A 22,805-nucleotide genomic window follows, 5' to 3' on the forward strand; every position below is an offset into this window, starting at 1 on the left:
AAAGGGAATATTGTCTCGTTCAACCATTTATTTTTAATATTAGATCCAGATAAGTTATTTTTTACCATAGATTTTCACTGTAGGCGACGACTCCTGCCGGAGGCCAACAGGACGTTGGTCACGAAGGCGTTGCCACACGATGTGGCGCTCTTAGCCTTTGTTCCTCGTGAGCAAATGAGACCTCCCTACGACGCCTAAGCGGCGGGGATGGCTCATCGCTCACCCGGCGGAAAGCGTTCGACTACAGCGAAAATCTTAGCGGTCACTTCCTTACCACGCATTATCCCTACAATCCATCCAATATAAAAAAAGGGAATACCCCCACACGCATTACACGTGTGAAGATACTCCTGCTTGTAATTTATACATTTGCTCATAGCGTCCTTGTAGTTGGAGCAATTCTTCATGCGTCCCGCTTTCTACAATTTCCCCTCGATCTAATACTAAAATACGATCTGCATTCTTAATAGTAGAAAGTCGGTGCGCAATGATGAAAGTCGTTCTTCCTTTTTTCAATACATCCATCGCATGTTGGATAATTTCTTCTGTTTCTGTGTCAATATTAGAGGTTGCTTCATCTAAAATCAGAATGGCTGGGTCAAAGGCAAGTGCTCGCGCAAAAGAGACGAGCTGTCTTTGACCAGAAGATAATGTGCTACCCTTCTCTATAACTGGTTCATCTAATCCTTTGTCTAAGTTTTTCAACACTCGTTCTCCACCTACTGCAGCCAATGATGCTTCTACTTTCTCACGAGAAATAGTCGGATCATTTAAACTCACATTCGATGCAATCGTCCCGGAAAACAAATATGGATCTTGCAAAACAATTCCCATATGATTTCGAATCGTTTGTCTTGGTACTGTCGTAATATCGGTACCGTCAATGAGAATTTTCCCTTTAGAAGGATCATAGAAACGGAACAATAAATTCATAATCGAACTCTTACCAGATCCTGTATGCCCTACAAGTGCTACCGTTTCTCCTTTATTTGCAATAAAGTTTAAGTTTTTCAAAACATACTCTTGTTCTTTATAAGCAAATGAAACATTTTGGAACTCTACATTTCCTTCGTATCGCTCTATTTTCTTATCGTCCACTTTTTCACCTGACTCATCGAGTAATCTAAAAACACGAGAACCGGCTACTAGCGATCTTTCCAATTGCGAGAACTGATTGACAATTCCTGTGATTGGATTAAATAATCGAGTCGTATAGTCGACGAATGCATAGAGCATACCAGCTGAAACGATGCTACTTGGCTCCATCGATTGTAAACCAAAATACGTAATGAACATAACAAACATAATCGAACGCAAAACACTTACTAAGTTAAATGATGTAGCAGAATCCAGTACTAATAATTTCTTTTGATAACGATAATGCTCTTCATTCATCTCTTCAAATTCACGGTCCATTTGCTTTTCCCGTTTAAATGCTTGAATAATGGACATCCCTTGAATAGATTCGTTGAGCATCGCATTTAAATCGGCAATTTTTGTTCGAACGATATGATTATATTTAGACGCATATTTTCGATAACCAATCATCCAAATATAAATGATTGGAAGAACAAATAAAGCCATTAAAGCCATTCGTACATTTAAAATGAAAAGCGCGACGTATACCCCTAAAATTGAAATAATACTTGTCGCAAATTGAGATAATACTTGCACATACAAATTACGAATTGCTTCGGTATCATTTGTTACACGAGCGACTACTTTACCAGCCGGCAAGTTATCAAAGTACTGAATAGGTAACGTTTGGATATGTTGAAACACATCGTTTCGTAATTTTTGTATTACTCGGTTCGCTCCAATTTGTAACTGGATAAACATAAAGTAGCGAAAAACTGCAGTAACAACACTTAATCCAAAAAACAATGCAAGTAACAGTAGAATCGGTTGAAATTCAATCGTACCTTCTACAATATGTTCATCAATAATTGTTTTGGCGATGAATGGTCCGGATAAATCCGCAATCACAGCAATGGTTAAAAAGATTAAACCAAGCAAAATTGGTTTTTTATAAAATAATGCGTAATGGTAGAGTCGTTTTCCTGTACTCATGACGACACCCCCTCAAGCTGTTGACGATCGTATTGTTCTTTGTACCAACCATTTTGCAAAAGAAGTTCTTCATGTGTACCTTCTTCTACTATCAATCCTTCATCTAGTACGATAATATGGTCTGCATGCTGAATACCGGATAATCGATGCGTCGTAATAATTGTTGTCTTCCCACTACGTTCCTTTTGAATATTTTCAATAATTTTTGCTTCCGTTTTTGCATCTACTGCCGAAAGCGAATCATCTAATAGTAAAATTTCTGGATTTTTAATAAGCGCTCGTGCAATCGACACACGCTGCTTTTGCCCACCTGATAATGAAACACCTTTTTCTCCTACTAATGTTTCTAGTCCCATCGGCAAATTCATCAAGTCTTGTTGGAAATGAGCTAAGCGAATCGCATCTTCTAACTCTGCTTCTGTTGCATCTTCTTTCCCAAAAAGGATATTTTGACGAATCGTTCGTGAAAATAACACATGGTCCTGTGGAACATAGCCAATCCACTCTAACACTTGATCTTTTGTTTGTTCGGAAATTGTCGTCTCTCCAATCGTTAAAGCTCCCGTGCCAATTGGATATTCCTTCAATAATTGCTTCATAAAAGTCGTCTTACCAGACCCCGTTTTCCCAACAATACCAAGCGTTTGCCCTTTTTCTAGGTTTACTCGAATATTTTGCAAGTTTTTCACTTGAGACAATGGATATTGGAATCCAACTTGTTCAAATCCAATAGAGCTTGCGTCTTTTAACGCGATTGGATTAGTTGGATCTTTTACATCCTGTTCATAATCCAAGGTTTCCTGTACACGGTCTAAAGAAGCATTTCCTCGTTGCATGACATTTATTAATTCCCCAATCGCAAACATTGGCCAAATTGCCATACCTAAGTAAACGTTAAAAGTGATTAAGTTCCCAACCGTCATCTCACCTTTAGAAACTAAGTACGCACCATATCCTAAAGCAACTACATAACTAATGCCGGTACCGACTTTTGTAATCGGTCCAAATAATGCATCTATTCGTTCCACAACCATATTTTTTTGATACACATCTTCGCTCATATCCGCAAAGTTTTTTTCATCCGCACGTTCTTGCACATATGCGCGAATAACTCGAACACCAGCGATCGATTCTAACACGCGGTCGTTCAATTCGCCGAATGCATCTTGAGCTGTCATATATTTTTCATGAATGATTTTCCCTAAATATTGCATGATAAATGCCATAATTGGTATAGGTAAAAGTGCAAAGAATGTAAGCTTCCATGAAATAATGAATCCCATTGCGAGTATAAGTGCAGCCATATACATCGTCGAATCGATTAACGTCATAATTCCAAATCCTGCAGTTTGGGAAACCGCATTTAGATCATTTGTTGCACGCGCCATTAAATCTCCCGTACGATTTTTTTCATAAAAAGTTGGTGTCATACTTAAAAATTTGCGATTTAATTTCGTTCGTAAAATTCGCTCAATAGAGATTGATCCACCAAATAACTGATACTGCCATATAAAATTGAGTGCATACATTACAACAATGATTACTAAAAAGATGAAAAAGTATTGCCATAATTGACTTATTGTCATTTCGCCTAAAGTAATTGTATCAATTGCATTTCCTACTATCCATGGAGGTAAAATTTCTACAACACTCGCCACGATAAGCAATCCAACTGCAATCGTATACCTCAGCCAATTATCCTTAAAAAACCATTTTAATTTAAATAAAACAGAAAACATTTGATAACCCCTCTTTTCTCTTCAAATCTACATACATATTTGCTATCCGCCTTCTAGAGATTCCTTTAATAAAATTTGTTTTGTTCGTTGAATAGTCATATTCAACACTCCTCTCCATATTTTCACTAAAAAATGGAAATAAAAGAATACAAAAAAAGCACATTACCTTTAGTACGGCAATGTGCTTTAAAAATAGACAGTATGATTCCTTTACACGTCTACTTATTAAATCATTCTTCGTTAAATGGTAGGTATGAACAAATTATGAAGTTTTTTAAGCTAACTTTTAAACGAATCATTTTTCATACCTCCATTTCCATTTATTTAGTGTCCCTTAACATTAGCATACAGAAATTTCTGTTGTCAATACTTTTAGAAAAAATAAATTAATTAGATAAATTGTACAACTGCCCCAAGTATCATACTTACTAATACTACTTTAAATGGTGACCATTTATACACTACTAATAACATAAATGAAATTAATACTAGGATAAAATCAATTGTACTTGTGACTGCACTCGTAAATACGGGATCATATAATGCAGCAAGAAGAATTCCGACAACAGCTGCATTGACGCCTTTTAAAGCAGCTTGAATCCCTTTTCTTGACCTAATATAAGACCAAAATGGTAGTGTACCAATTACTAATAAAAATGAGGGCAAAAACATGGCAATAACTGCCACTATAGCACCAGGAATACCAGCAGTCACTTGCCCTAAATAGCCCGCTAGTGTAAACAGTGGTCCCGGAACTGCTTGAGCTGCTCCGTATCCAGCAAGAAATACATCCGGAGCTATTTCCACTTCTCGCTCGAGCATCGGCAAAACGACATGACCCCCACCAAACACGATAGACCCAACGCGATAATACGTATCAAAAATAGAATAATAGACAGTTTGAAAATAAGGTTTGAAAATAGGTAATAAAATGAGTAATCCCAAAAATAGTATCCAACTAATAATACCTGTCTTTTTACCAAAAGTGAGGGTCATGTTAGGAGCGGGATCCACTGTTTCTTTTTTGTAATAAAAATACCCAAATATCCCTGCTGCAATAATAATACTTATTTGTCCAATTGCAGTAGGAATAAGCAAAGTCAAAATAGCACATGCTATCGCAATAGAAATTCGTACCTTATCAGGAGCAAGCGATTTTTGCATACCAAGTAGTGCATGTGCAACAACTGCTACTGCAACAATTTTGAGGCCATGAATCCAGCCGCTATCAAATGATCCAGTTGTTGCCACAAATGCTGCAAATAGCATTAACAAAATGACAGATGGTAGTGTGAAGCCTATCCAAGAAAGGACTCCTCCTAATATACCTCCTCTTAACAGACCAATCGATATCCCAACTTGGGATGATGCGGGACCAGGTAAAAACTGGCACAGCGCTACGATATCTGCATACATTTTGTCATCTAACCATTTTCTCTTTTGTACATATTCTTCTCGAAAGTATCCAATATGTGCAGCCGGTCCTCCGAAGGAAGTTAACCCCAGTTTTGTAGAGGCTTTTATTATTTCTACATAGTTATTTTTCACTTATATCCCCCTAATCATTCGACTACTTCTATTATCATATTTTTATAGGTAGTTGAATAATAAGTTTTTGTTAATTTTATATAGAAATTCGTTCCAACTGAGAAGAAAGATTTGTATTTTCTTTTTAAATATTTTATTATTAAACCTATAAACTATTTTTTAGAAAACAGGAGGTGTATACTTTGTTCTACCCCTCATTTGGGTTAGGAACAAAGTAATTATTTGGACATAGCCATACGATTGACAGCATTTGCTGTCTTAATCGCATTCACTGCATTTTTCGTTGCTAGTGAATTTGCAATTGTAAAAGTAAGAACGACAAGAATTGATCAGCTAATGGCTGAAGGAAACACTAGGGCAATAAATGCAAAAAAAGTTGTTTCTAATTTGGATGAATATTTATCTGCTTGTCAGCTTGGGATCACTATTACTGCCCTAGGATTAGGTTGGCTTGGTGAACCGACAATAGAAGCGATATTACATCCAGTTTTTGAGTATTTTGTCCTTCCGGAGAGTGTTACCTCCGTACTTTCATTTATCATTGCATTTTCTCTTGTAACATATATACATGTAGTTGTTGGGGAACTAACACCAAAAACAATGGCAATTCAAAAGTCAGAAGCAATTACATTAGCTGTTGCAAAACCGCTGATTATTTTCGACCGTCTTATGTACCCAGTTATTCATGGGATGAACGGATCTGCTCGCTTTTTAGCCACTCGAGTATTTGGTTTAAAAGCTGTATCAGAATCCGAAGTAGCCCACTCAGAAGAAGAGCTTCGTATGATTCTTTCTGACAGTTTTAAAGGCGGAGAGATAAACCAAGCCGAATATAAATATGTAAACAAAATTTTCGAATTTGATGATCGTATTGCAAAAGAAATAATGGTTCCGCGAACAGAAATTATTTCGATCGAAAAAGATTTAACGCTAAACGAAGTATTTGAGTTAATTGGTGTGGAACAATATACAAGATACCCTGTAACTGATGGGGACAAAGACCATATCATTGGACTTGTTAATATGAAGAATTTATTAACAGCTTATATAAAAGACCCTGCAAATGCATCGACTCCTGTAATTGATTATATGCAGCCAATTATTCGAGTGATTGAAAATATACCGATTGGTGATTTGTTACTTAAAATCCAACGCGAACGTATTCACATGGCCATCTTAATGGATGAATATGGTGGTACTTCTGGTCTTGTTACGATTGAAGACATTATTGAAGAAATCGTTGGAGACATTCGTGATGAATTCGACACGGATGAACTTCCAGAAGTGCAAAAAATAGATGAAAATCATTATATTATCGATGCGAAAATGCTAATCGAAAATGTGAATGATTTACTTGGCATTAATATCGATGAAGAAGATATCGATACAATTGGTGGTTGGTTTATGACAAAAAGTTATGATGCGATCAAAGGTGAAAAAATTATTGAACAAGGTTATGATTTCATGGTAAAAGATATTGATGGGCACCATATTCAATACTTAGAAATTATTAAATCCACTGTAGTAGATAATGATTTAGAAGAACTGACGGAAGAACAATAGGAATAGAATAAAATTACGTGAAACGACTCTCAATTTGAGGGTCGTTTTCGTATGCCAATAAATGTTGAAATGAGGAAACAATTTGGAGCTGTATACAAATTTACGTGAAGGGGAAAAAGGTGCATGGGTAAGTATTTGTATTTACTTACTGCTAAGTACTTTTAAACTTAGTGCTGGGTTTCTCGGATCTTCTGAAGCATTAAAAGCAGACGGATTAAATAACTTCACGGATATTATCGCATCTATTGCCATACTAATCGGACTTCGAATTTCCCAAAAACCACCAGATGATCATCACCAATATGGGCATTTACGTGCGGAAACTATTGCGTCCTTAATAGCTGCCTTTATTATGGCTTCGATTGGCATTCAAGTAATTGTTCAATCGATTCGACATATAGCAAACCCAGTGCAACAAGTACCTTCCATTTTAACCGCAATTGTTGGGCTCATTAGTGCACTTGCCATGTACATCGTATATAAATACAATTTAAAACTAGCTACCCGTATCAATAGTACAGCATTGAAAGCAGCTGCATATGATAATCGTTCGGATGCATTAGTTAGTATCGGTGCAACGATTGGAATATTAGGCTCCATTTTTGGCTTTCCTATTTTAGATGGTATTACTGCTTTAATTGTTGGTATCATTATTATGTTTACGGCTTATACTATTTTTCATGAAGCAGCCTATACATTATCGGATGGATTCAATGTGGAGGAAGCTGAGACATTATCTACGATTGTTAAACTTGTGCATGGAGTGAAAACTTTAAAGGATTGTAAAGGTAGAATGCATGGTAATCTTATGTTTGTTGATTTAACCGTTACGGTAGATCCTAATTTAAACGTAATTGAAAGCCACCGAATAACTGAAGAAATTGAGCAACGTATTATGAAAGTAAAGCCTTTTTCCGTAGTGCTTGTGCATATAGAACCAGATTTATCGAAAGAGGAAGTTATTGATTGATTTCTCATTTTGGAGAGGAAAAAATGCATATCTCTGCTTATAAATTCCGATAATTACTATTCTATATATCCGGGGAAGTATGCAATTTAAGATGCATTATCCCTATAATGCATCTTAGTATTTGTCGTCTCAATCCAAGTAAACTTGCTATTTTGAGAATTGGTTGCTTTCACTGGCAATCTGGTTGCTCTCGTGCTGATTTGATTGCTTTCCGACTAGAACTGGTACTTTCAATAATAAACTGGTTGCCCTATGCCATTTATCGGATTCAGCCAGACGAAATACTGCAAAAATTTTGTTTTTGAGAGTTGCCACTGACATTTGATGCGGAAACCTTTCAAATGATTTCAAAAGCGGAAAGAAGAGAATATACACAATCCAATCGAATGATGTTAGATGACGTTTATGTGTACCATGGCAAATACCGTGCTCCTAAAAACGATTTGAAAAATAGTCAAATGATTACGGACGAGTCTATTATATCTGTCACACCGGATTATTTATTTTCTAAAAATAGTTACTTTGATAAAGCTACTTTAGAAAAGAGAAAAGTATTTTCTGAAGAAATATCCTCCGTCCAAGTAAATGATCGTAAAGAAGTCTTCATTTTGGATAAAAATCGAAAATTACTTACAAAGTATAACAATATTAAAGATATAAAATAGGTAACAGAAGGAGGGGGGAGCTTCCTCCTTTTTTATAGTCTTCGTATTTGCTAATGATATATTGAATTTTGAAACTAATTTGATTGCAATAATATTGTATTTTAAACAACAAATGAGACTAAGTATTATTATAAAAAAATGAGGATGGAGGTGACATTGTCAACTTCCATCCTCACAAATATTTATTATTTCGTATAGTTATCGAAATATCCTTGAATAAACACGATAGGCGTTCCTTTATCTCCACTTCCTGAAGTTAAATCAGATAGGGATCCGATAAGGTCGGTCAATTTTCTAGGAGTTGTCCCTTGCGCTTCCATTGCACCAACAAGATCCTCATTTTTATTCGTAATAAATTCTGAAATGGCTTGTTTCAGTTCTTCGCCTCTTAAATCAGCAAAATTATTATCCGCAAGGTATTTTAACTTCACTTCATTCGGAGTACCGTCAAGTCCTGCTGTATAAGCTGGGGATACAACTGGATCTGCAAGTTCCCAGATCTTACCTACTGGATCTTTGAATGCCCCATCTCCATACACCATAACTTCGACATTTTTACCTGTTTTTTCTTTTAGTATCTGTTGTATTTTATCAACGAGTGGTTGACAATTACGAGGGAAAAGTTTCACGCTATCTTCTGTTGATTTATTAGATCCGAGTAAACCGTAAGCTTCATTGTATCCACTGCCATTAATCGACGCTGATAAGATGTCATCAAGACCGTAAATTTTCTCTCCGCCATTTGCTTTTAGTATTCTTTTCGTTCTTAATCTTGTATGGATATCACAAGTAAGCACATTTTTTGTATAATCTAAAATAGTTTTCGCATTATTGGAGAAAATGACTTCGCATTCCACTCCGAATTCTTCGATTAATGATTTATAATAATCAATATAATCCACACCAGTAAATGTATGTTTTATATAGCCAAAATGATCACGGAATTGTTTTTCTGTTAGAACATCTGTCCAAGGATTTACGCCTTTTTCATCTAATAGATCTATATCTACTAAGTGATTGCCCACTTCATCGGATGGATAGCTAAGCATTAAAACAACTTTTTTTGCACCTTTTGCAATGCCGCGTAGACAATTTGCAAATCGATTACGACTTAAAATAGGGAAGATCACGCCAACTGTTTCCTCTCCAAATTTCGACTGAACATCTTGTGCAATATGATCAATTGTCGCATAATTTCCTTGTGCACGTGCAACGATGGATTCTGTTAATGTAATGATATCTTTGTCTTGAATCGTAAAGCCTTCTACCTCTGAAGCTTTTAACACGCTATCTACAACGATTTCTTCGATATTATCTCCTTGATTGATAATTGGGCAACGAAGTCCTCTTACAACTGTTCCAACAACTCTTTCCAAAATGATCGCTCCTTAATAAGCATAAAAATTTATTTTTAATTCGTACCTACTTATACTATACATGTAATTAATGGTATAAGTAAAATGAGTATATCAAATAATAGGTATAAGAGGTGCTTATATGGTAAGCAAATTAGATTTATATAAAGTATTTTGTAAAGTTGCCCTTTGTAAAAGTTTTTCCAAAGCAGCAAAAGATCTCTATATGACACAACCAGCTGTTAGTCAGTCCATTATGCAGCTAGAAAGAGAGTTAGATATCCGTCTTTTTAATCGGACACCAAGAGGGGTATCGTTAACAAACGAAGGGAGTCTTCTGTTTGAGTATGTGAGCTCGGCTATGAATTTAATCGATGTTGGAGAAGAAAAGATGTTTGAATTTAAGCATTTAACTGCTGGCGAATTGAAAATAGGAGTAGGGGACACCATTTCTAGATATTATTTACTTCCTTATTTAGAAGCTTTTCATATGAAGTATCCGAATATTAAATTCAAGATTGAGAACGGTACGACACTGGAGCTTTGTTCGATATTAAAATCTGGAAAAATTGATATTGCAATTTGTAATTTTCCACTTGATGATCCTACATTAGAACAAATTCCATGTATTGATATACATGATGTATTTGTTTGCGGAGAAAAATATAAAAATTTAGTAGCTCACCCAATAAGTCTAGAAGAAGTGGTTACATTTCCTTTAATATTATTAGAACCTAGTTCAATTTCCAGAAAGTATGTAGAAGATTATATTTTATCTAAAGGGTTAAAGATAGCTCCTGAGTTTGAATTAGGCTCCCATGATTTATTATTAGAATTTGCTCGAATTAATCTAGGGATAGCATGTGTAACAAAAGAATTTTCCAAGGAGTATATAAACAAAGGGTTATTATTTGAAGTACCTTTAGTGGAAAAAATTCCAAAGAGAAATATTGGTGTATGTTTTTTAAAGAGTGTGTCCTTATCACAGGCATCGAAAAAGTTTGTGGAGATCATAGAAAATAGACATTAATAGAGTTCTGCAAAAGAGAAGGTTATCAAACACAATCGTTTGATAACCTTTTTTAATGATAATCCCTCACAAAAAAAACTTCTGTTTCGGACCAATCACAATAAGCGATCTCTTGGAGATTAGAATACCCTTGCTCAGCTAGTTTTGTTCGTAACCAAGTACGATCTTTTCCGACTGAAGTTAGTACGCCATTTTTCACTTCACCTTCATCGATCAACAGTACAGTAGGTTCCTGATCATTTGCATTTGTTTGGACATCTCCATTTTCACAGGCTCATAAAGCACATATTTATTGATTGTTACATCTCCTCCAGGCTCCAGAAAAAGATCTCGTACTTCACGCAAGGAGAAGACACCTTGCTTTCTTAGAGCGGAACAAAGTTGTTCCATTTCGAGATTATGCTTATCAAATTTCTTCATGTCTAACTTTCCATCACTTATCAGCTTCACGGGTTCCATTGTTTGGCTGCTTTTTCAATTAGAAATAGTAGGATTGCCCACAAAGCAATCGCAAAAAGGAAATGCGTGATTTTAATTTTCTCGTCAAATAAGCTTTCTTCTAGTATTCCACCAAGTACGATTGTATAAATAAAATCGTATGGTGTCAGTTGAGCAAGCTCTTTTTTACCAAGAAGGCGGATAACGACCAGTAATGCCGCAAGTCCGATTGTAAGTTTTACTAATATATCGAGATACAATTGGGATCTCCTTCATTCGGATAATATATAAGGGTATACCCCATTTAGTTGAACATAATCACTTGTTTTATTATTCATGTTTTAGATACTTGTGAAGTATACTTTAATAAGGTATTATTACTAATATTTAACGGGGAATAATAGATAGTGAGAGAAAACTAAAAGGGGTAATTTAGAAGGCGAGAGAGAAAAATATGAAAATCATAACAGTTGAAAATATCGTCCGTACTTTTTCATTTGATGTGTTAACAGGACTAGATCAGTTACATCGTGTACTTAAAAAATCGAAAGTTCGTCGACCAGGATTGGAATTTATGGATAAATTCGATTTTATCGCGAATGAACATGTCCAAATTTTAGGGAAAAATGAGATAAATTATTTACATACACTTTCAGATGAAGAGTGCAAATTACGCATTGGCAATATTGTTCAATATGATCCACCATGTATTATCATCACCTCGAACCAAGATGAGCCACTCGGATTAATTCACTATTGCGTGGAAAAAAAGATTCCAGTATTGCGAACACATGACTCAACTAGTGAGGTAAGCGCAAAACTAGATGCTTATGTAGTGAAAGCGATGGCAGAGGAAATTGCGATTCATGGTGTTTGCGTGAACGTTGCTGGAATTGGAATTTTGTTGCGTGGCAAATCGGGTGTTGGAAAAAGCGAAACAGCTCATATATTGATTGGGCGCGGACATCGTTTAGTAGCAGATGATATAGTCGTGTTGAAAAAGCTCAGCCCGCAAACATTACTTGGATCGCATAATGAAAAAAATAAAGAATTTCTTGCTTTGCGAAGTATTGGTTTACTGAATGTCGTACGTTTATACGGAAGAGCTGCATTCCAAGATGAAACACGGATTGCACTAGATATCGAGTTAACCAAATGGGAGCATAATACTCTTAATAACGAACTAGAATTAGCAACGAAATTTACCGAATATATGGGTGTACAAATTCCACATATTCAAATTCAATTACAGCCAGGTCGAGATGTTGCTGGCTTAATAGAAGCCGCAGCAAATAACTGGTATTTGAAGCAGCAAGGCTATAGCGCAGCGGAGGAATTCGTGAAACGGCTAGAGCAAGATTTCGATAAGTAAAGTAAATCGATCATTAATAGGGGCCAGGTTAAAGGACAAATCTATAAATTCTTTCTAATACGGGACATCCTCGAAAATGGAGGATGTCCCGTATTCTAATTAATCAACCGTAACGGAAAGTTCTTTTACTCGAAGGGATGGGGAACCGTAACCACCTGGAAGGAAGGTTAGATCGGATCCAATCTCTTCGATATTATTTATAAAGTCGAAGAAGTTACCAGCGATTGTCATTTGTTTTACAGGTGTCGAAATTTTGCCGTCTCTAATATGGAATCCGCCAGCCGCAACCGAAAAATCTCCAGAAATCGTATTTGTACCGGAATGAAGTCCGGACAAATCCGTAATGAGCACTCCGTTTGTTATAGAAGCAATTAGGTCATCCCTGCTTTTTTCACCTGATGCGATGAACATATTCAATGGTGCTATAGTGAGTGTGCTTTTATAAGACGCTTTACGTGCATGACCTGTTGTTTCTACACCATCTAATTTTGCTGTTCTTCGGTTATGAAGTAGTGTTTCAAGAATCCCGTTTGAAACGATGTTCCGTGCTTTTGTTGCAACACCTTCTCCATCGAAATTCGATCCGGAAGCGGCGTTAGGGTGAAAGGGATCATCAAGCAAGGTAAAGACATCTGATGCAATTTTCTTCCCAACTTTGCCTTTCAAAAGGGACTGATCCTTTTGCGTATTTTCAGCTGAGAAAATTGGAGTAAACGTTGCAAGTAACGATGCTGCTGCGTTATGTCGCATAATAATTGGGTATCTTCCAGCTGGAATGGATTGCTCGCCGAGATTAGACAATGCTTCTTCTGCAGCTTCTTTTGCAATTTTATCTGCATCAAGAGAACTGAAATCACGCGTCAATTTAATGAAACTACCTGTTTTCATTTCTTCACCATCTTTGACGACTGTGGAAATGAAAATAACTAATCCATTCTTTTTTTCTTTCAATGAAAGACCTTTATTGTTTTCCAGCATACGGTCTCCTGAGAAATATTGTAGAACGCAGTAGTTAAGTGTAACGATTCTCGGATCATATGCGAGTACTTTCTTTTCAATAGACTTAATAAGTTCAATCTTTTCTGGAATTTGAATCTTTGCAAGATCTTCATTGTAAAACGTATGATTAGCGTATTCTTTACTTCCCTCGAAAATGTCTGATCCATCGTCTTCATCAAGCACGTCTGCATTTGCTTTTGCGCTGTCAATTAAAAAAGGAATCGAATCTTCATCGATTTTTTCCGTATAGGCGTAGCCCATTTTCCCGTTATAAAGACCTCGCAATCCAAGACCGCCATCTTCAGAAGTTTCATAACTATCAATTTCTCCTTCAAAAATCATACATTGGAATGATTCCGAACGTTCATAATACACTTCCGCTTCTTTGAAACCAGCATCTATTGCCTTGCTTAGTAGTTCTTCTTGGAACTTAGTGATATGCATATTTTATTCCCCCTTTGTCCCACCGACTGTAATTTCACTGATGCGAATCATCGGCTGCCCGACATTGACTGGAAGACTTCCACTTATAGACCCGCACATTCCCGCACCATGGGCAAGATTGTTACCGACCTTATCGACAAGTTGCAATGTTTTCGCTCCATTCCCAATAAGTGTTGCGCCTCGAACTGGGCGATCAATTTTCCCGTTTTTCACAAGGTAAGCCTCTGAAACGGCGAAATTATAATCACCTGTAGCTGGATTAACGGAGCCTCCTCCCATATATTTTGCATATAGCCCACTTTCAGTCGATGCAATAATTTCTTCTGGTGTCGATGTACCCGGTGCTATATACGTATTTGTCATACGAGAAGTCGGGTTGAATCGGTACGACTCACGGCGGGAAGATCCTGTTGCTTCTGCATTCATCCGTCGCGCATTAAATTTATCGATAAGATAACCTTTTAATATCCCGTTTTCGATTAAAACATTTTTGCGTGTCTTTTCGCCTTCATCATCAATATTTAGGGAACCCCATTCATTCGGTAGAGTACCGTCATCGATGTAAGTCACGATATCTGGCGCAACTTTTTCACCAATACGATTTGCGAAAACAGAATTGTTTTTGGCAACAGAAGTAGCTTCCAGTCCGTGTCCACACGCTTCATGAAAAATAACGCCGCCAAATTCATTATCAATAATGACAGGGAACTTTCCGCTTGGACATTCATCCGCTCCAAGCATCGTTATAGCAATACGTGCTGCTTCACCTGCATAATGCTCAAGATCTAAGTTCTCTATAAATTCAAATCCCGCATGTGCACCTGGTCCGTAAAATCCTGTCTGCATTTCAATGTCGTCAGAAGCGGTAGCTTGTATGGATAGCCTACTATGGACACGAGTATCTTCTACAAATTTGCCTTCTGAATTGGCAATTAGTATATGCTGTTCTTCGTCTATATAACGTAGCCCGACTTGTCGGATCCGTTCATCGTAATTTCTAGCAATCTCATTTGCCTTTCTCATAACGGCTACTTTCCTAGCATGCTCTACAGTTTGTGGCATTTGTTCAATTTGGTGAATAGGCTGGAACAGTTCTTTTCGGAGTGGATGAATAGTTCCATTTACTCCACTTTTAATAGCATGTGCTGCACGTTTTGCTGCTAGTAGTAAGCCTTCTTCTGAGAAGTCAGTCGTATAAGTATAAATGCTTTGGAGACCTGAAAAAATACGAATGCCAATACCATAATCACGCCCAGATATACTTTTCTCTAACTTTCCGCCTTGCAATTCCAATCTGTTTACATATTTATCTTCAATGAATACTTCCGAAAAATCACCGCCTTTCGAGAGTGCGGCTTCTAACACGTTTTCAATAATTGATTGTTTGATCATATTTGTTTCCCCCTTCAATTAATAATTATATCTCAAGGTTTTTGATAATATACTAAATAGAAATATAATTTAGTATTTTCCGCCATTTATAGTTGTAAATTTAGTTCGTTCTTTTCAGTTGCCTAGCTTACATCATTAGAACTTTCTGTATGAGAGAGGAAAGAAGTAATACCTTTTTGAGTTTGCTATCACTTCATTCATTGGAATTTTTAAGTGGAATGCTGTCTCCTGATAAGACATTGGACAGGAGCTAGAGACTTTTAAGGTCCTCTTAGAACGAATAAAAAACATGCCACCACAATTTGGGGTGACATGTTTTTTGGTTAATGAAGAATATCGGTGGTGGTTGTGTTTTTGGTAGCTGTTTTTGTCACTGCGTCTATTACCGAAGCATCTACGGTCGAGTTTTTAGCTGCACTGTCACCATGCGGTTTTGTGGCATCGGTTTTTGGCATGTTGTTACTATTAGTGGAAGTGGCTTGCTTCTTCACACTGTTATTAGTTGCAGAAGCATTTTTCTTTCCACTTGAGGATCCATTTGTAGCATTCTGCGTGTTAGCATTAGCATTTGTCGTTGTTGTTGTTTTGTTTGATGCTCCGCTTGTTGAAGACGCTTGTTTTCCTCCAGTAGCATTTTGTGATCCCGTCATCGTTGTTATATCGTTCATCATTTGCCCAACTTTTGGTGCTACTGTTTGTGCGATATTCCCAATCGTTTGAGCGGTTGTTCCACTTGTCATTTGTTGGGTTGCGTTTGTGCCGGCTAGTTTTTGAACGATATTACCGACCATTTGCATGAGATTTCCACCCATTTGACCGGTACTGCTGTTGGAAGCATTTTGTTGGGACCCAATTGCGCTACTCATGGATACCAGAGCTCCAGCAGAAGCACTTTGCGAAGTATTCTCACTCATCATTTTGTCCATCATATTACTCGCCGCTTTTCTCGGACAAAATTTAGTAGCACCTTCTGCTACTTTCATGGAACCAAATAAAACAAGCATTTTTCCACTTCTGCTTTTAGGTTCCCGCAATAATTTAACAGTACCATAAGCGGTTAGGACAGAGCCCAACATGAAACGGGCATAGGCAGTGCTTGGACTAAGGTTTTGTTGACTTTTTGTCATCTGTGTAACTCCTCCAATCTGTAATTAAACTATGTTTTAATTGCCTTATCCGTTTCAACTTTATAGTCCCCAAACATATATAAATTATGTGTTCTTGTTCGAGAAGAGTGCTCTCCTTTCATTTTTTCATCATTTGTTCTTGCGCCATTCTAATCATTTCTTTTACCATGCTACCGCCAATTGGGCCACCTATTTTACCTGCTTGTTCGGCTGTAAGTTTGCCGTTATATCCTTTTTTCAATGGAATACTTAGTTCATCTGCAATTTCGTATTTGACATCTTCAGGATTGTTCAAATTTACATCGTAACCTTGTTCTTTCATCACTCGAGCTTTTAATTTGTCTAATTCTTCTCGGGCTTCGGGGACTAATATTTTATTTCTTCTTGCCATTTTACTTCACTCCTTTGTCGTTTAGTGTTTCCTGAAAGAGAAGGTTTACTCCGAGATTTAGTAAGTACTAAGATTCATGTGTTGTGTGAAAAACACTTGAAAAGGATCAATTGCAAGAGATGCACTTTTCTATTTCTTTTAAGTATGCTTAACTAAGGATAGGGTCATCAGTTTCTATTGGAAATATTGTCTTTGAGCGAAATAGAAAATAATTTATTACTTAGAAAGGGTGCTAGTGATGACAAAAACTACTTTTGCATTAATCGGGACAGGAGTTGTTGGGGAGCGTATTATCAATCAAATTTTAGCTCATCCTAATTGCGATATCGTGTCCATATTTGATGAAAATAAAACAAGACTAGAGGAAATTTCAACAAAATATGAGCTTCCAGTTGCCGAAACATTAGAAATGCTTTTTCTATCCAAACCGAATTGGGTTTATATTGGAACACCTCCAATAAGCCATGCTCCTTTGGCAGAACAAATAGCTGCACAAGGTTTGAATATTCTTGCTGAAAAGCCACTTGCACATAGTGCGGAGGATGGTATTCAAATGGTAAAGGCAGCAACTGAAGCAAACGTTCAAACAGCGATGCATTTTCCGTTAATGTACAGTCCTGTTGTACATAGTCTTAAAAATGCGGTAACTACAGATTCGCTTGGTGATATTGTTCGCATTGAACTGCATACATACTTACCGAACTGGCCGAGGAAATGGCAGCAAAATCCGTGGATTGGTACAAGGGAGCAAGGAGGATTCATAAGAGAAATATTCCCGCATTATCTTCAACTTATGTATCATCTTTTTGGTGATTTTACAATTTCTTCCCACGTAACGACCTATCCAGCAAATGAGGGACTTTGTGAAACGGGTGTAACAGCATTAGCTGAAACAGATAGTGGAATACCAATTGTTTTAAATGGCTTGTCGGGGATTGGACAAGAAGAACGGTTAGAATTTAAAGTTTTTGGAACTAAAAAAGTAGGGACGATTAGAAATTGGTCAGAGCTTTGGATAAGCGAAACAGATCAAGAAGCTGTCCAGATTAGTCCGGAAAATCAGCCTGCAAGTCTTATGGACGCATGTCACGGCTTGATAGAAGAGAAGGGGTCCCTGATTGTTTCGTTTGAAGAAGGCTTGAAGGTGCAAGAGTGGATTGAACAGTTGTTGAAATAAACATGTAGTCATTCAATTATATAGAGAAATATATAGATTTTATTAATAAATTCCAAAGCAGACTACCAAAAGGTTTTGACACACATGATAATATTGAACCCAAACTAGCTTTATACCTGTTGTAGGCTGTTTTGGCAATAAAGCAGCGAGCCATTTCACGAGTTAATCGAGAAACGGCTCGCCTATTCTATGTTCTACTGTTTTCTCTTGAGTTTTAGAAAGCTTGTTGATGGGGCGGAAGAGGACGAATTTTGCGGAAAAAGCGTGTCCAGGTGACTTCTCTATCTACATAAATGGTCATGTCTTTTTCCGAATTTACTTAAACCTTCATAAATATAACCCTGCTAAAAAAATCCCTAATGCTTCTTCGTAGATTTCGTCAAACTGGGTAAGTGGTAGTGGATTTGTTCCTGATCCAAGTTCCACTGTGAAACCTGGTCTTCGCCAGTCTTGTATAAACCAATCTTTATAACCAGCGTAACTTTCAATTGATTGAACAGGTTCGTATCCACTAACTCTGCTAAATTCTGCTACCATGGCTTCCGTTTCAGGTGGTTCCAGATTTTCAAATCCCCAATAAATAACTCTTCCTTGTGTATGAAAAGCTAGTACTCTTGCAAAATCTTTAGCTCTTGTTAAATCCGCCATTGCAATTGCTTCTGGCTCAGATAAAGGACTTTCCCCCCCATAATCTCGTGGGCCAGGAGTTTTAGGATTCCGAGCTCGTTCACGCTCCCACTCAGCAGGAAATTGGTCATTCAAATCCACTCCGCGAATATTCGCTTTCCATCCTGAAAAGTCCAAGCTGTCATTATTCCATTCGATCACATTACTTCTGGAAGGTTCCTCGGAAGGAGGTCCGTTTAGCACCAAGTCAACACCATCCGGGTTCACCATCGGAACAATGGAAAGTGTCGTTTGAACATATAAAGGAGAAGTAACAAGTCCTCGGATTGGACGCTGATTCGTTAAGGATAGTAAATAGTCATTTAAAAAGGTCAAAAGGATAGGAGTGGTAATCCATTCATTCGCATGAAAGGAAGCATTATAATGCACTTGTTTTTCTCCATTTCCAATTTCTATTCCAGGGATATCCTTACCTAAAACGGTATTGCCTATTGAAGAAACTCGCAAAAATGGATAAATGGTCTGTAAGCGTCTAATATCAAACATCATCATATCGTAATCATAATTTTGTTTCCCACTTACAATTCTCCAGTCAACTCTTAATGGGAGATTGATCGTCTGCCCAATTTGCAAATAGTTGGGATTAAGATCGGGGTTAAGAAGGAAAATTGCATCTAAAGGAAGGTTTTGACTCTCTGCTACCCTCCAAAGAGAGTCTCCCGGTCTAATTTGATAATCGACAGTAACAAACCCCGGAATTTGAATGAGTTGACCGACCGAGAGTGTTTGAGCATTTACACCGCGGTTCGAATGAATAATTAGTTGCAAGGGGATCATAAATAATTGGCTATAATAATAAAGCGAATCACCACGTCTAACATATACTTCCATATATATCCTCTCCTTCACTGAAGCCTACAAATATAAAAGTATATGAGCTATTAATGCGTATTATTAATAGATGAAGTTTAAAATGGATCGAACTCATGACATTAATCATTTAATACTCTATAGTAAAAAATATGGATATATCGAGAACAGGGGTGACGATCATGTACACAGTGAAAGAATTTATAGAGAAGTTTATATGTAAAGCTGGGGAGTCGACCGAGCAACTGATTGAAAACGAATGGCAAATACAAAAATGGACTGCACGGACTTATAAAACTACTGGTAATGTCTTAGCTGCAGAAATGTATGATGTGTCCCCGAAAGAAGAAATAGTAAAGTTAAAATTAAAACCTAATACACGTAGAGAATCTTTACCAATACCTGAAATATTATTAGAAGAAGCATTATATAAAGGGTGGATTATTCAAGAAATTCGCTTCATGAAAGATGGTAGAACGCCTTTATCTACTACATATCGTATGGGTCCTGGGTTATTTGAATACGAGCGTTTGAAATCAGAAGAGGCGTTTGAAGAAGATCGTATTTTGAAACAAACGCTTATGGATGAAGTAGAAGACTCAAAAGGCGTACTTGCAAACGACTTCTTTCAACAAATTGTACAGTTTTCTACTGATGAAACCGATTCGGAAGATTGGGGGAAGGAAAGGATTCGAAAATTTCACTATTTCTTAATTGCTTTCCTCCAACTAAAAAGACTACAGCCTAAAATGGAATATAAGGAAATAGGAGCAACTTACTACAAGAAAACAGGTGGTTCAAAAGCTTTTGATTCCTACCGTGAAGCCTTTATCCGGAGACTAGAAAAATGGTTGAATGCACCAATTAGCGAACTAGGTATTATTAGTGTTGGCTCCATCGTGCCTATATTCTTTACTGGGAATTTGACTGGAACATTTTCCAGTTATTCATTAGGAACAGTTCATGCTACTACAGAAATTGCAGTGACAGATGAAAACTTTCAAACGAGCGCTAAAACTTTATGGTTAGTAGAAAATCGTGCTGTATTAACAAGGATGGCGACAGAAGTTGAATTCCTACAAAATACGGAAGCATTGGTAATAGGTGTGGATGGGCATATAAGAGGTGCCCACCTGAAAATGATTAAGCAGCTTTGCTCCAATTCATCTATTGAGAAGGCGATCATCTGGGTCGATTATGATGAAGCGGGTCAAATAATTGCGAGAGATTTAGTAAATCTTGTGAAAGAAATTCCATATCGATTAATCGGAAATGAAGGAAATGTGTTTAGGGACTACGAATTATATAAAACATGGTCTTCTTCGATTCAACACGCGGAACAAGAAATGACGTTAGGAGGTCCGGAAGAATGGAGCATGTGGATCAAAATGTAATATCCATCTTTAAGAGCGATTCCAATAAGCCTCAAATGACAAGGGCGATGAGAGATATCATTTCATTAGCTGGAGTGATGAAAGATCTCTCCACAGAAGCTGTGTTTGACTCGCCACTCGAGATGCTGAGGTTTTTGCGAATCATAGAACTAATTCATGAAGAAGCATATGGCTTGAGTGAACCAATAGATAATCCAGAAACCCTTTATTATCGTTATCAATCCCGTTTTAGAGACGGAGAACCACCTTCAAAAGCACGAGTAGAGCAGATCATATCGATTCTTTCTAAAAACAACTGGATAAGTAAGCAAACACATCAGATTAAAATGATGAGTGTTGGAAAACGGATGATGGATGCTTTAACCAGGTTAGCCAATGACTCTCTTGCTTATTATTTGGAAGATGAAATTGGACGCTCGTTGTTTCAGGCAAGACGTGATGCAGAAATTAGTGAAGCTTATGATGATAAAGGGATTTCAGGAGGTAACCGAATTGCAAGTATGATCCGTAATGTTCAGGAAGCCATTGAAAAATTGAGAGAACGTGAGTTGGAGCTTCTTGCAGATCGTCATGCTCTTCCACAGCTTGAACTGATTCATACTTTAATGGAAGATTTGGAGCAAAAGTTGCAGGAAAGGCTGGATCAATTTAAAACGATTGAGGATAGTCTTGTTCTTAGCAATTTAATGCAAAAAGGAACTGGAGTACTCGCTGAAGGGACAAACCTTTCCCTCGGTATGATTAATAAATATCTTCAATTTATGAATGTGCAACAGACGCCACTTAAGACGACGATTTCTCCAGAAAAAGTACGAACTTTTATTGCGAAGATGTTCAATCCTCCACCTGAATCAGAGATCCCGAATGCGCATCAGTTATTTAGCTTTATGGATCAAGGTCAATATGAAGGGGAGGAATTAGATGGTATTTGGATACCTGTTAAATATGCAGCACCTCTATCGTATACGGGAATCGAAAAAGGAATAGAATTTCTAGAAAATTATGAGCCGAGCGTGGCAGAAATTGAAGAAGAAGTAATAACCGAATTTCATGAGGAAAATTTAGATGTACAATCATTAGGTGAACTTGTGGACGAAGCTAGCTGGCTTCTTACAAAGGCTAGCATTGATACAGAAAAAATAGAACAATACTTGGAGCAGAAAAAAGAAGCGGATATTGAAGAAGTGATCATTGAAACAAGCTCTTCTTCTTGGAGCGACGCCATTCGTCAGCTACTTGGAATTGCAGCACTTGAAGCAAATAAAAAGGTGGAGCTTCAACCAAAAGAACAAGTGAAAGACTACGAAAAAGAGTGGGAGTGGATTCAAGATGACGACAGAAAATCTAGCATTCGAAGAAAAAAGTGATCATGATCAAACTTTAAATAGCCTACAAACTTTACGAAGTGTATTAACGAATCGCGAAGAGCAGACTTTTATGTCAATTCTCTTTTCATCTAGTGCTACCATTCGTGCAAATAACTTTGGTTTATCTCGCAAAGAGGTGGAAAAGTTATTAGGAGTTTCACGTAACGACGAATACTTTTTTTCCTTTCTAGCACGAGTTAACCAAGCAGTAGGTAGATACTATCGACTGATCTATGATGAACGGCGCGATCAAGTCATTATAATGCT

General features: G+C 37.2%; 21 protein-coding genes and 1 pseudogene. 10 read left to right on the top strand and 12 right to left on the bottom strand.

Annotated elements, in window-relative coordinates; translation table 11 throughout:
* Window positions 1–198, top strand: a 198-nt coding sequence (locus FG383_RS21180) for a hypothetical protein (RefSeq protein WP_221887542.1), incomplete at its 5' end; no start/stop codon positions are given.
* 132 nt (window positions 199–330) lie between these two features.
* Here FG383_RS21180 and FG383_RS18465 read toward each other — a convergent pair.
* From FG383_RS18465 to chrA, 3 genes are all read right to left on the bottom strand, one after another.
* Window positions 331–2,070, bottom strand: a complete 1,740-nt coding sequence (locus FG383_RS18465; RefSeq protein WP_142608880.1) for an ABC transporter ATP-binding protein — start codon at window positions 2,068–2,070, stop codon at window positions 331–333.
* Window positions 2,067–3,809, bottom strand: a complete 1,743-nt coding sequence (locus tag FG383_RS18470) for an ABC transporter ATP-binding protein (RefSeq protein ID WP_142608881.1) — start codon at window positions 3,807–3,809, stop codon at window positions 2,067–2,069. Before FG383_RS18470 ends, FG383_RS18465 begins: the two co-directional genes overlap by 4 nt.
* Before the next feature lie 390 nt (window positions 3,810–4,199).
* Entirely contained in the window at window positions 4,200–5,357 is a 1,158-nt protein-coding gene (chrA, locus tag FG383_RS18475) for a chromate efflux transporter (RefSeq protein WP_185908010.1), read from the bottom strand.
* 222 nt (window positions 5,358–5,579) lie between these two features.
* On the opposite strand from chrA, the gene FG383_RS18480 reads away from it, so the two are divergent.
* The 3 genes from FG383_RS18480 (at window position 5,580) to FG383_RS18490 (ending at window position 8,555) form a co-directional block, all read left to right on the top strand.
* Complete coding sequence (locus FG383_RS18480) at window positions 5,580–6,920, top strand: hemolysin family protein (protein ID WP_246097058.1); 1,341 nt, start codon at window positions 5,580–5,582, stop codon at window positions 6,918–6,920.
* Between the two features lie 82 nt (window positions 6,921–7,002).
* Window positions 7,003–7,890: a cation diffusion facilitator family transporter gene (locus tag FG383_RS18485; RefSeq protein WP_142608882.1), complete on the top strand. Its 888-nt coding sequence runs from the start codon at window positions 7,003–7,005 to the stop codon at window positions 7,888–7,890.
* 341 nt (window positions 7,891–8,231) lie between these two features.
* On the top strand, window positions 8,232–8,555 hold the full coding sequence (locus tag FG383_RS18490; protein WP_142608883.1) for a hypothetical protein: 324 nt from the start codon (window positions 8,232–8,234) through the stop codon (window positions 8,553–8,555).
* Between the two features lie 185 nt (window positions 8,556–8,740).
* Here the strand turns inward: FG383_RS18490 and FG383_RS18495 are convergent, their stop codons facing one another.
* Window positions 8,741–9,931, bottom strand: coding sequence for a coenzyme F420-0:L-glutamate ligase (locus FG383_RS18495; RefSeq protein ID WP_142608884.1), 1,191 nt, complete (start codon window positions 9,929–9,931; stop codon window positions 8,741–8,743).
* Window positions 9,932–10,052: 121 nt separating this feature from the next.
* Here FG383_RS18495 and FG383_RS18500 point away from each other — a divergent pair, with 121 nt between their 5' ends.
* Entirely contained in the window at window positions 10,053–10,940 is an 888-nt protein-coding gene (locus tag FG383_RS18500; protein WP_142608885.1) for a LysR family transcriptional regulator, read from the top strand.
* 52 nt (window positions 10,941–10,992) lie between these two features.
* On the opposite strand, the gene FG383_RS21685 is transcribed toward FG383_RS18500, so the two are convergent.
* From FG383_RS21685 to FG383_RS18510, 3 genes are read right to left on the bottom strand one after another with little or no spacing between them, the layout of a single operon-like run.
* The gene (locus FG383_RS21685) at window positions 10,993–11,139 is read right to left on the bottom strand and encodes a YetF domain-containing protein (RefSeq protein ID WP_425467668.1); all 147 of its coding nucleotides are present in this window, start codon (window positions 11,137–11,139) and stop codon (window positions 10,993–10,995) included.
* 14 nt (window positions 11,140–11,153) lie between these two features.
* On the bottom strand, window positions 11,154–11,399 hold the full coding sequence (locus FG383_RS21690; RefSeq protein WP_142608886.1) for a YetF domain-containing protein: 246 nt from the start codon (window positions 11,397–11,399) through the stop codon (window positions 11,154–11,156).
* Window positions 11,387–11,638, bottom strand: a complete 252-nt coding sequence (locus FG383_RS18510; protein ID WP_142608887.1) for a DUF421 domain-containing protein — start codon at window positions 11,636–11,638, stop codon at window positions 11,387–11,389. Before FG383_RS18510 ends, FG383_RS21690 begins: the two co-directional genes overlap by 13 nt.
* Window positions 11,639–11,832: 194 nt before the next feature.
* Here FG383_RS18510 and hprK point away from each other — a divergent pair, with 194 nt between their 5' ends.
* Window positions 11,833–12,750, top strand: coding sequence for an HPr(Ser) kinase/phosphatase (gene hprK / locus FG383_RS18515; RefSeq protein WP_142608888.1), 918 nt, complete (start codon window positions 11,833–11,835; stop codon window positions 12,748–12,750).
* A 99-nt stretch (window positions 12,751–12,849) separates the two neighbouring features.
* Here the strand turns inward: hprK and FG383_RS18520 are convergent, their stop codons facing one another.
* From FG383_RS18520 to FG383_RS18535, 4 genes are all read right to left on the bottom strand, one after another.
* Window positions 12,850–14,193, bottom strand: a complete 1,344-nt coding sequence (locus FG383_RS18520) for a TldD/PmbA family protein (protein WP_142608889.1) — start codon at window positions 14,191–14,193, stop codon at window positions 12,850–12,852.
* Window positions 14,194–14,196: 3 nt separating this feature from the next.
* Window positions 14,197–15,585 (bottom strand): TldD/PmbA family protein, encoded by a 1,389-nt coding sequence (locus tag FG383_RS18525; protein ID WP_142608890.1) that lies wholly within the window; start codon window positions 15,583–15,585, stop codon window positions 14,197–14,199.
* 323 nt (window positions 15,586–15,908) lie between these two features.
* The gene (locus FG383_RS18530) at window positions 15,909–16,712 is read right to left on the bottom strand and encodes a YgaP-like transmembrane domain (protein WP_142608891.1); all 804 of its coding nucleotides are present in this window, start codon (window positions 16,710–16,712) and stop codon (window positions 15,909–15,911) included.
* A gap of 118 nt (window positions 16,713–16,830) precedes the next feature.
* Window positions 16,831–17,103 (bottom strand): alpha/beta-type small acid-soluble spore protein, encoded by a 273-nt coding sequence (locus tag FG383_RS18535; protein ID WP_142608892.1) that lies wholly within the window; start codon window positions 17,101–17,103, stop codon window positions 16,831–16,833.
* A 238-nt stretch (window positions 17,104–17,341) separates the two neighbouring features.
* Between FG383_RS18535 and FG383_RS18540 the strand changes: the two genes are divergently transcribed.
* Complete coding sequence (locus FG383_RS18540; RefSeq protein WP_142608893.1) at window positions 17,342–18,280, top strand: Gfo/Idh/MocA family protein; 939 nt, start codon at window positions 17,342–17,344, stop codon at window positions 18,278–18,280.
* A 327-nt stretch (window positions 18,281–18,607) separates the two neighbouring features.
* On the opposite strand, the gene FG383_RS18545 is transcribed toward FG383_RS18540, so the two are convergent.
* Complete coding sequence (locus FG383_RS18545; protein WP_142608894.1) at window positions 18,608–19,798, bottom strand: M14 family metallopeptidase; 1,191 nt, start codon at window positions 19,796–19,798, stop codon at window positions 18,608–18,610.
* 161 nt (window positions 19,799–19,959) lie between these two features.
* Here FG383_RS18545 and FG383_RS18550 point away from each other — a divergent pair, with 161 nt between their 5' ends.
* The 3 genes and pseudogenes from FG383_RS18550 to FG383_RS18560 form a co-directional block, all read left to right on the top strand.
* The gene (locus FG383_RS18550; protein WP_185908012.1) at window positions 19,960–21,171 is read left to right on the top strand and encodes a DUF2399 domain-containing protein; all 1,212 of its coding nucleotides are present in this window, start codon (window positions 19,960–19,962) and stop codon (window positions 21,169–21,171) included.
* Window positions 21,147–22,538 (top strand): hypothetical protein, encoded by a 1,392-nt coding sequence (locus FG383_RS18555; RefSeq protein WP_142608896.1) that lies wholly within the window; start codon window positions 21,147–21,149, stop codon window positions 22,536–22,538. Before FG383_RS18550 ends, FG383_RS18555 begins: the two co-directional genes overlap by 25 nt.
* Window positions 22,501–22,805, top strand: a pseudogene (locus tag FG383_RS18560) (hypothetical protein); the annotation flags it as partial. The gene FG383_RS18555 and the pseudogene FG383_RS18560, both read left to right, overlap by 38 nt.

The sequence above is a fragment of the Psychrobacillus soli genome (assembly GCF_006861775.1).
Lineage (GTDB): Bacteria > Bacillota > Bacilli > Bacillales_A > Planococcaceae > Psychrobacillus > Psychrobacillus soli.

Bases quoted from the DNA above. Each gene is read 5' to 3' on its own strand.
- FG383_RS21690 (WP_142608886.1), bottom strand. From the start codon at position 11,399: ATGGAACCCGTGAAGCTGATAAGTGATGGAAAGTTAGACATGAAGAAA.
- FG383_RS18540 (WP_142608893.1), top strand. From the start codon at position 17,342: ATGACAAAAACTACTTTTGCATTAATCGGGACAGGAGTTGTTGGGGAG.
- FG383_RS18530 (WP_142608891.1), bottom strand. From the start codon at position 16,712: ATGACAAAAAGTCAACAAAACCTTAGTCCAAGCACTGCCTATGCCCGT.
- FG383_RS18490 (WP_142608883.1), top strand. From the start codon at position 8,232: ATGATTTCAAAAGCGGAAAGAAGAGAATATACACAATCCAATCGAATG.
- FG383_RS18555 (WP_142608896.1), top strand. From the start codon at position 21,147: ATGGAGCATGTGGATCAAAATGTAATATCCATCTTTAAGAGCGATTCC.
- FG383_RS18550 (WP_185908012.1), top strand. From the start codon at position 19,960: ATGTACACAGTGAAAGAATTTATAGAGAAGTTTATATGTAAAGCTGGG.
- hprK (WP_142608888.1), top strand. From the start codon at position 11,833: ATGAAAATCATAACAGTTGAAAATATCGTCCGTACTTTTTCATTTGAT.
- FG383_RS18465 (WP_142608880.1), bottom strand. From the start codon at position 2,070: ATGAGTACAGGAAAACGACTCTACCATTACGCATTATTTTATAAAAAA.
- FG383_RS18470 (WP_142608881.1), bottom strand. From the start codon at position 3,809: ATGTTTTCTGTTTTATTTAAATTAAAATGGTTTTTTAAGGATAATTGG.
- FG383_RS18500 (WP_142608885.1), top strand. From the start codon at position 10,053: ATGGTAAGCAAATTAGATTTATATAAAGTATTTTGTAAAGTTGCCCTT.
- FG383_RS18545 (WP_142608894.1), bottom strand. From the start codon at position 19,798: ATGGAAGTATATGTTAGACGTGGTGATTCGCTTTATTATTATAGCCAA.
- FG383_RS18520 (WP_142608889.1), bottom strand. From the start codon at position 14,193: ATGCATATCACTAAGTTCCAAGAAGAACTACTAAGCAAGGCAATAGAT.
- FG383_RS18535 (WP_142608892.1), bottom strand. From the start codon at position 17,103: ATGGCAAGAAGAAATAAAATATTAGTCCCCGAAGCCCGAGAAGAATTA.
- FG383_RS18525 (WP_142608890.1), bottom strand. From the start codon at position 15,585: ATGATCAAACAATCAATTATTGAAAACGTGTTAGAAGCCGCACTCTCG.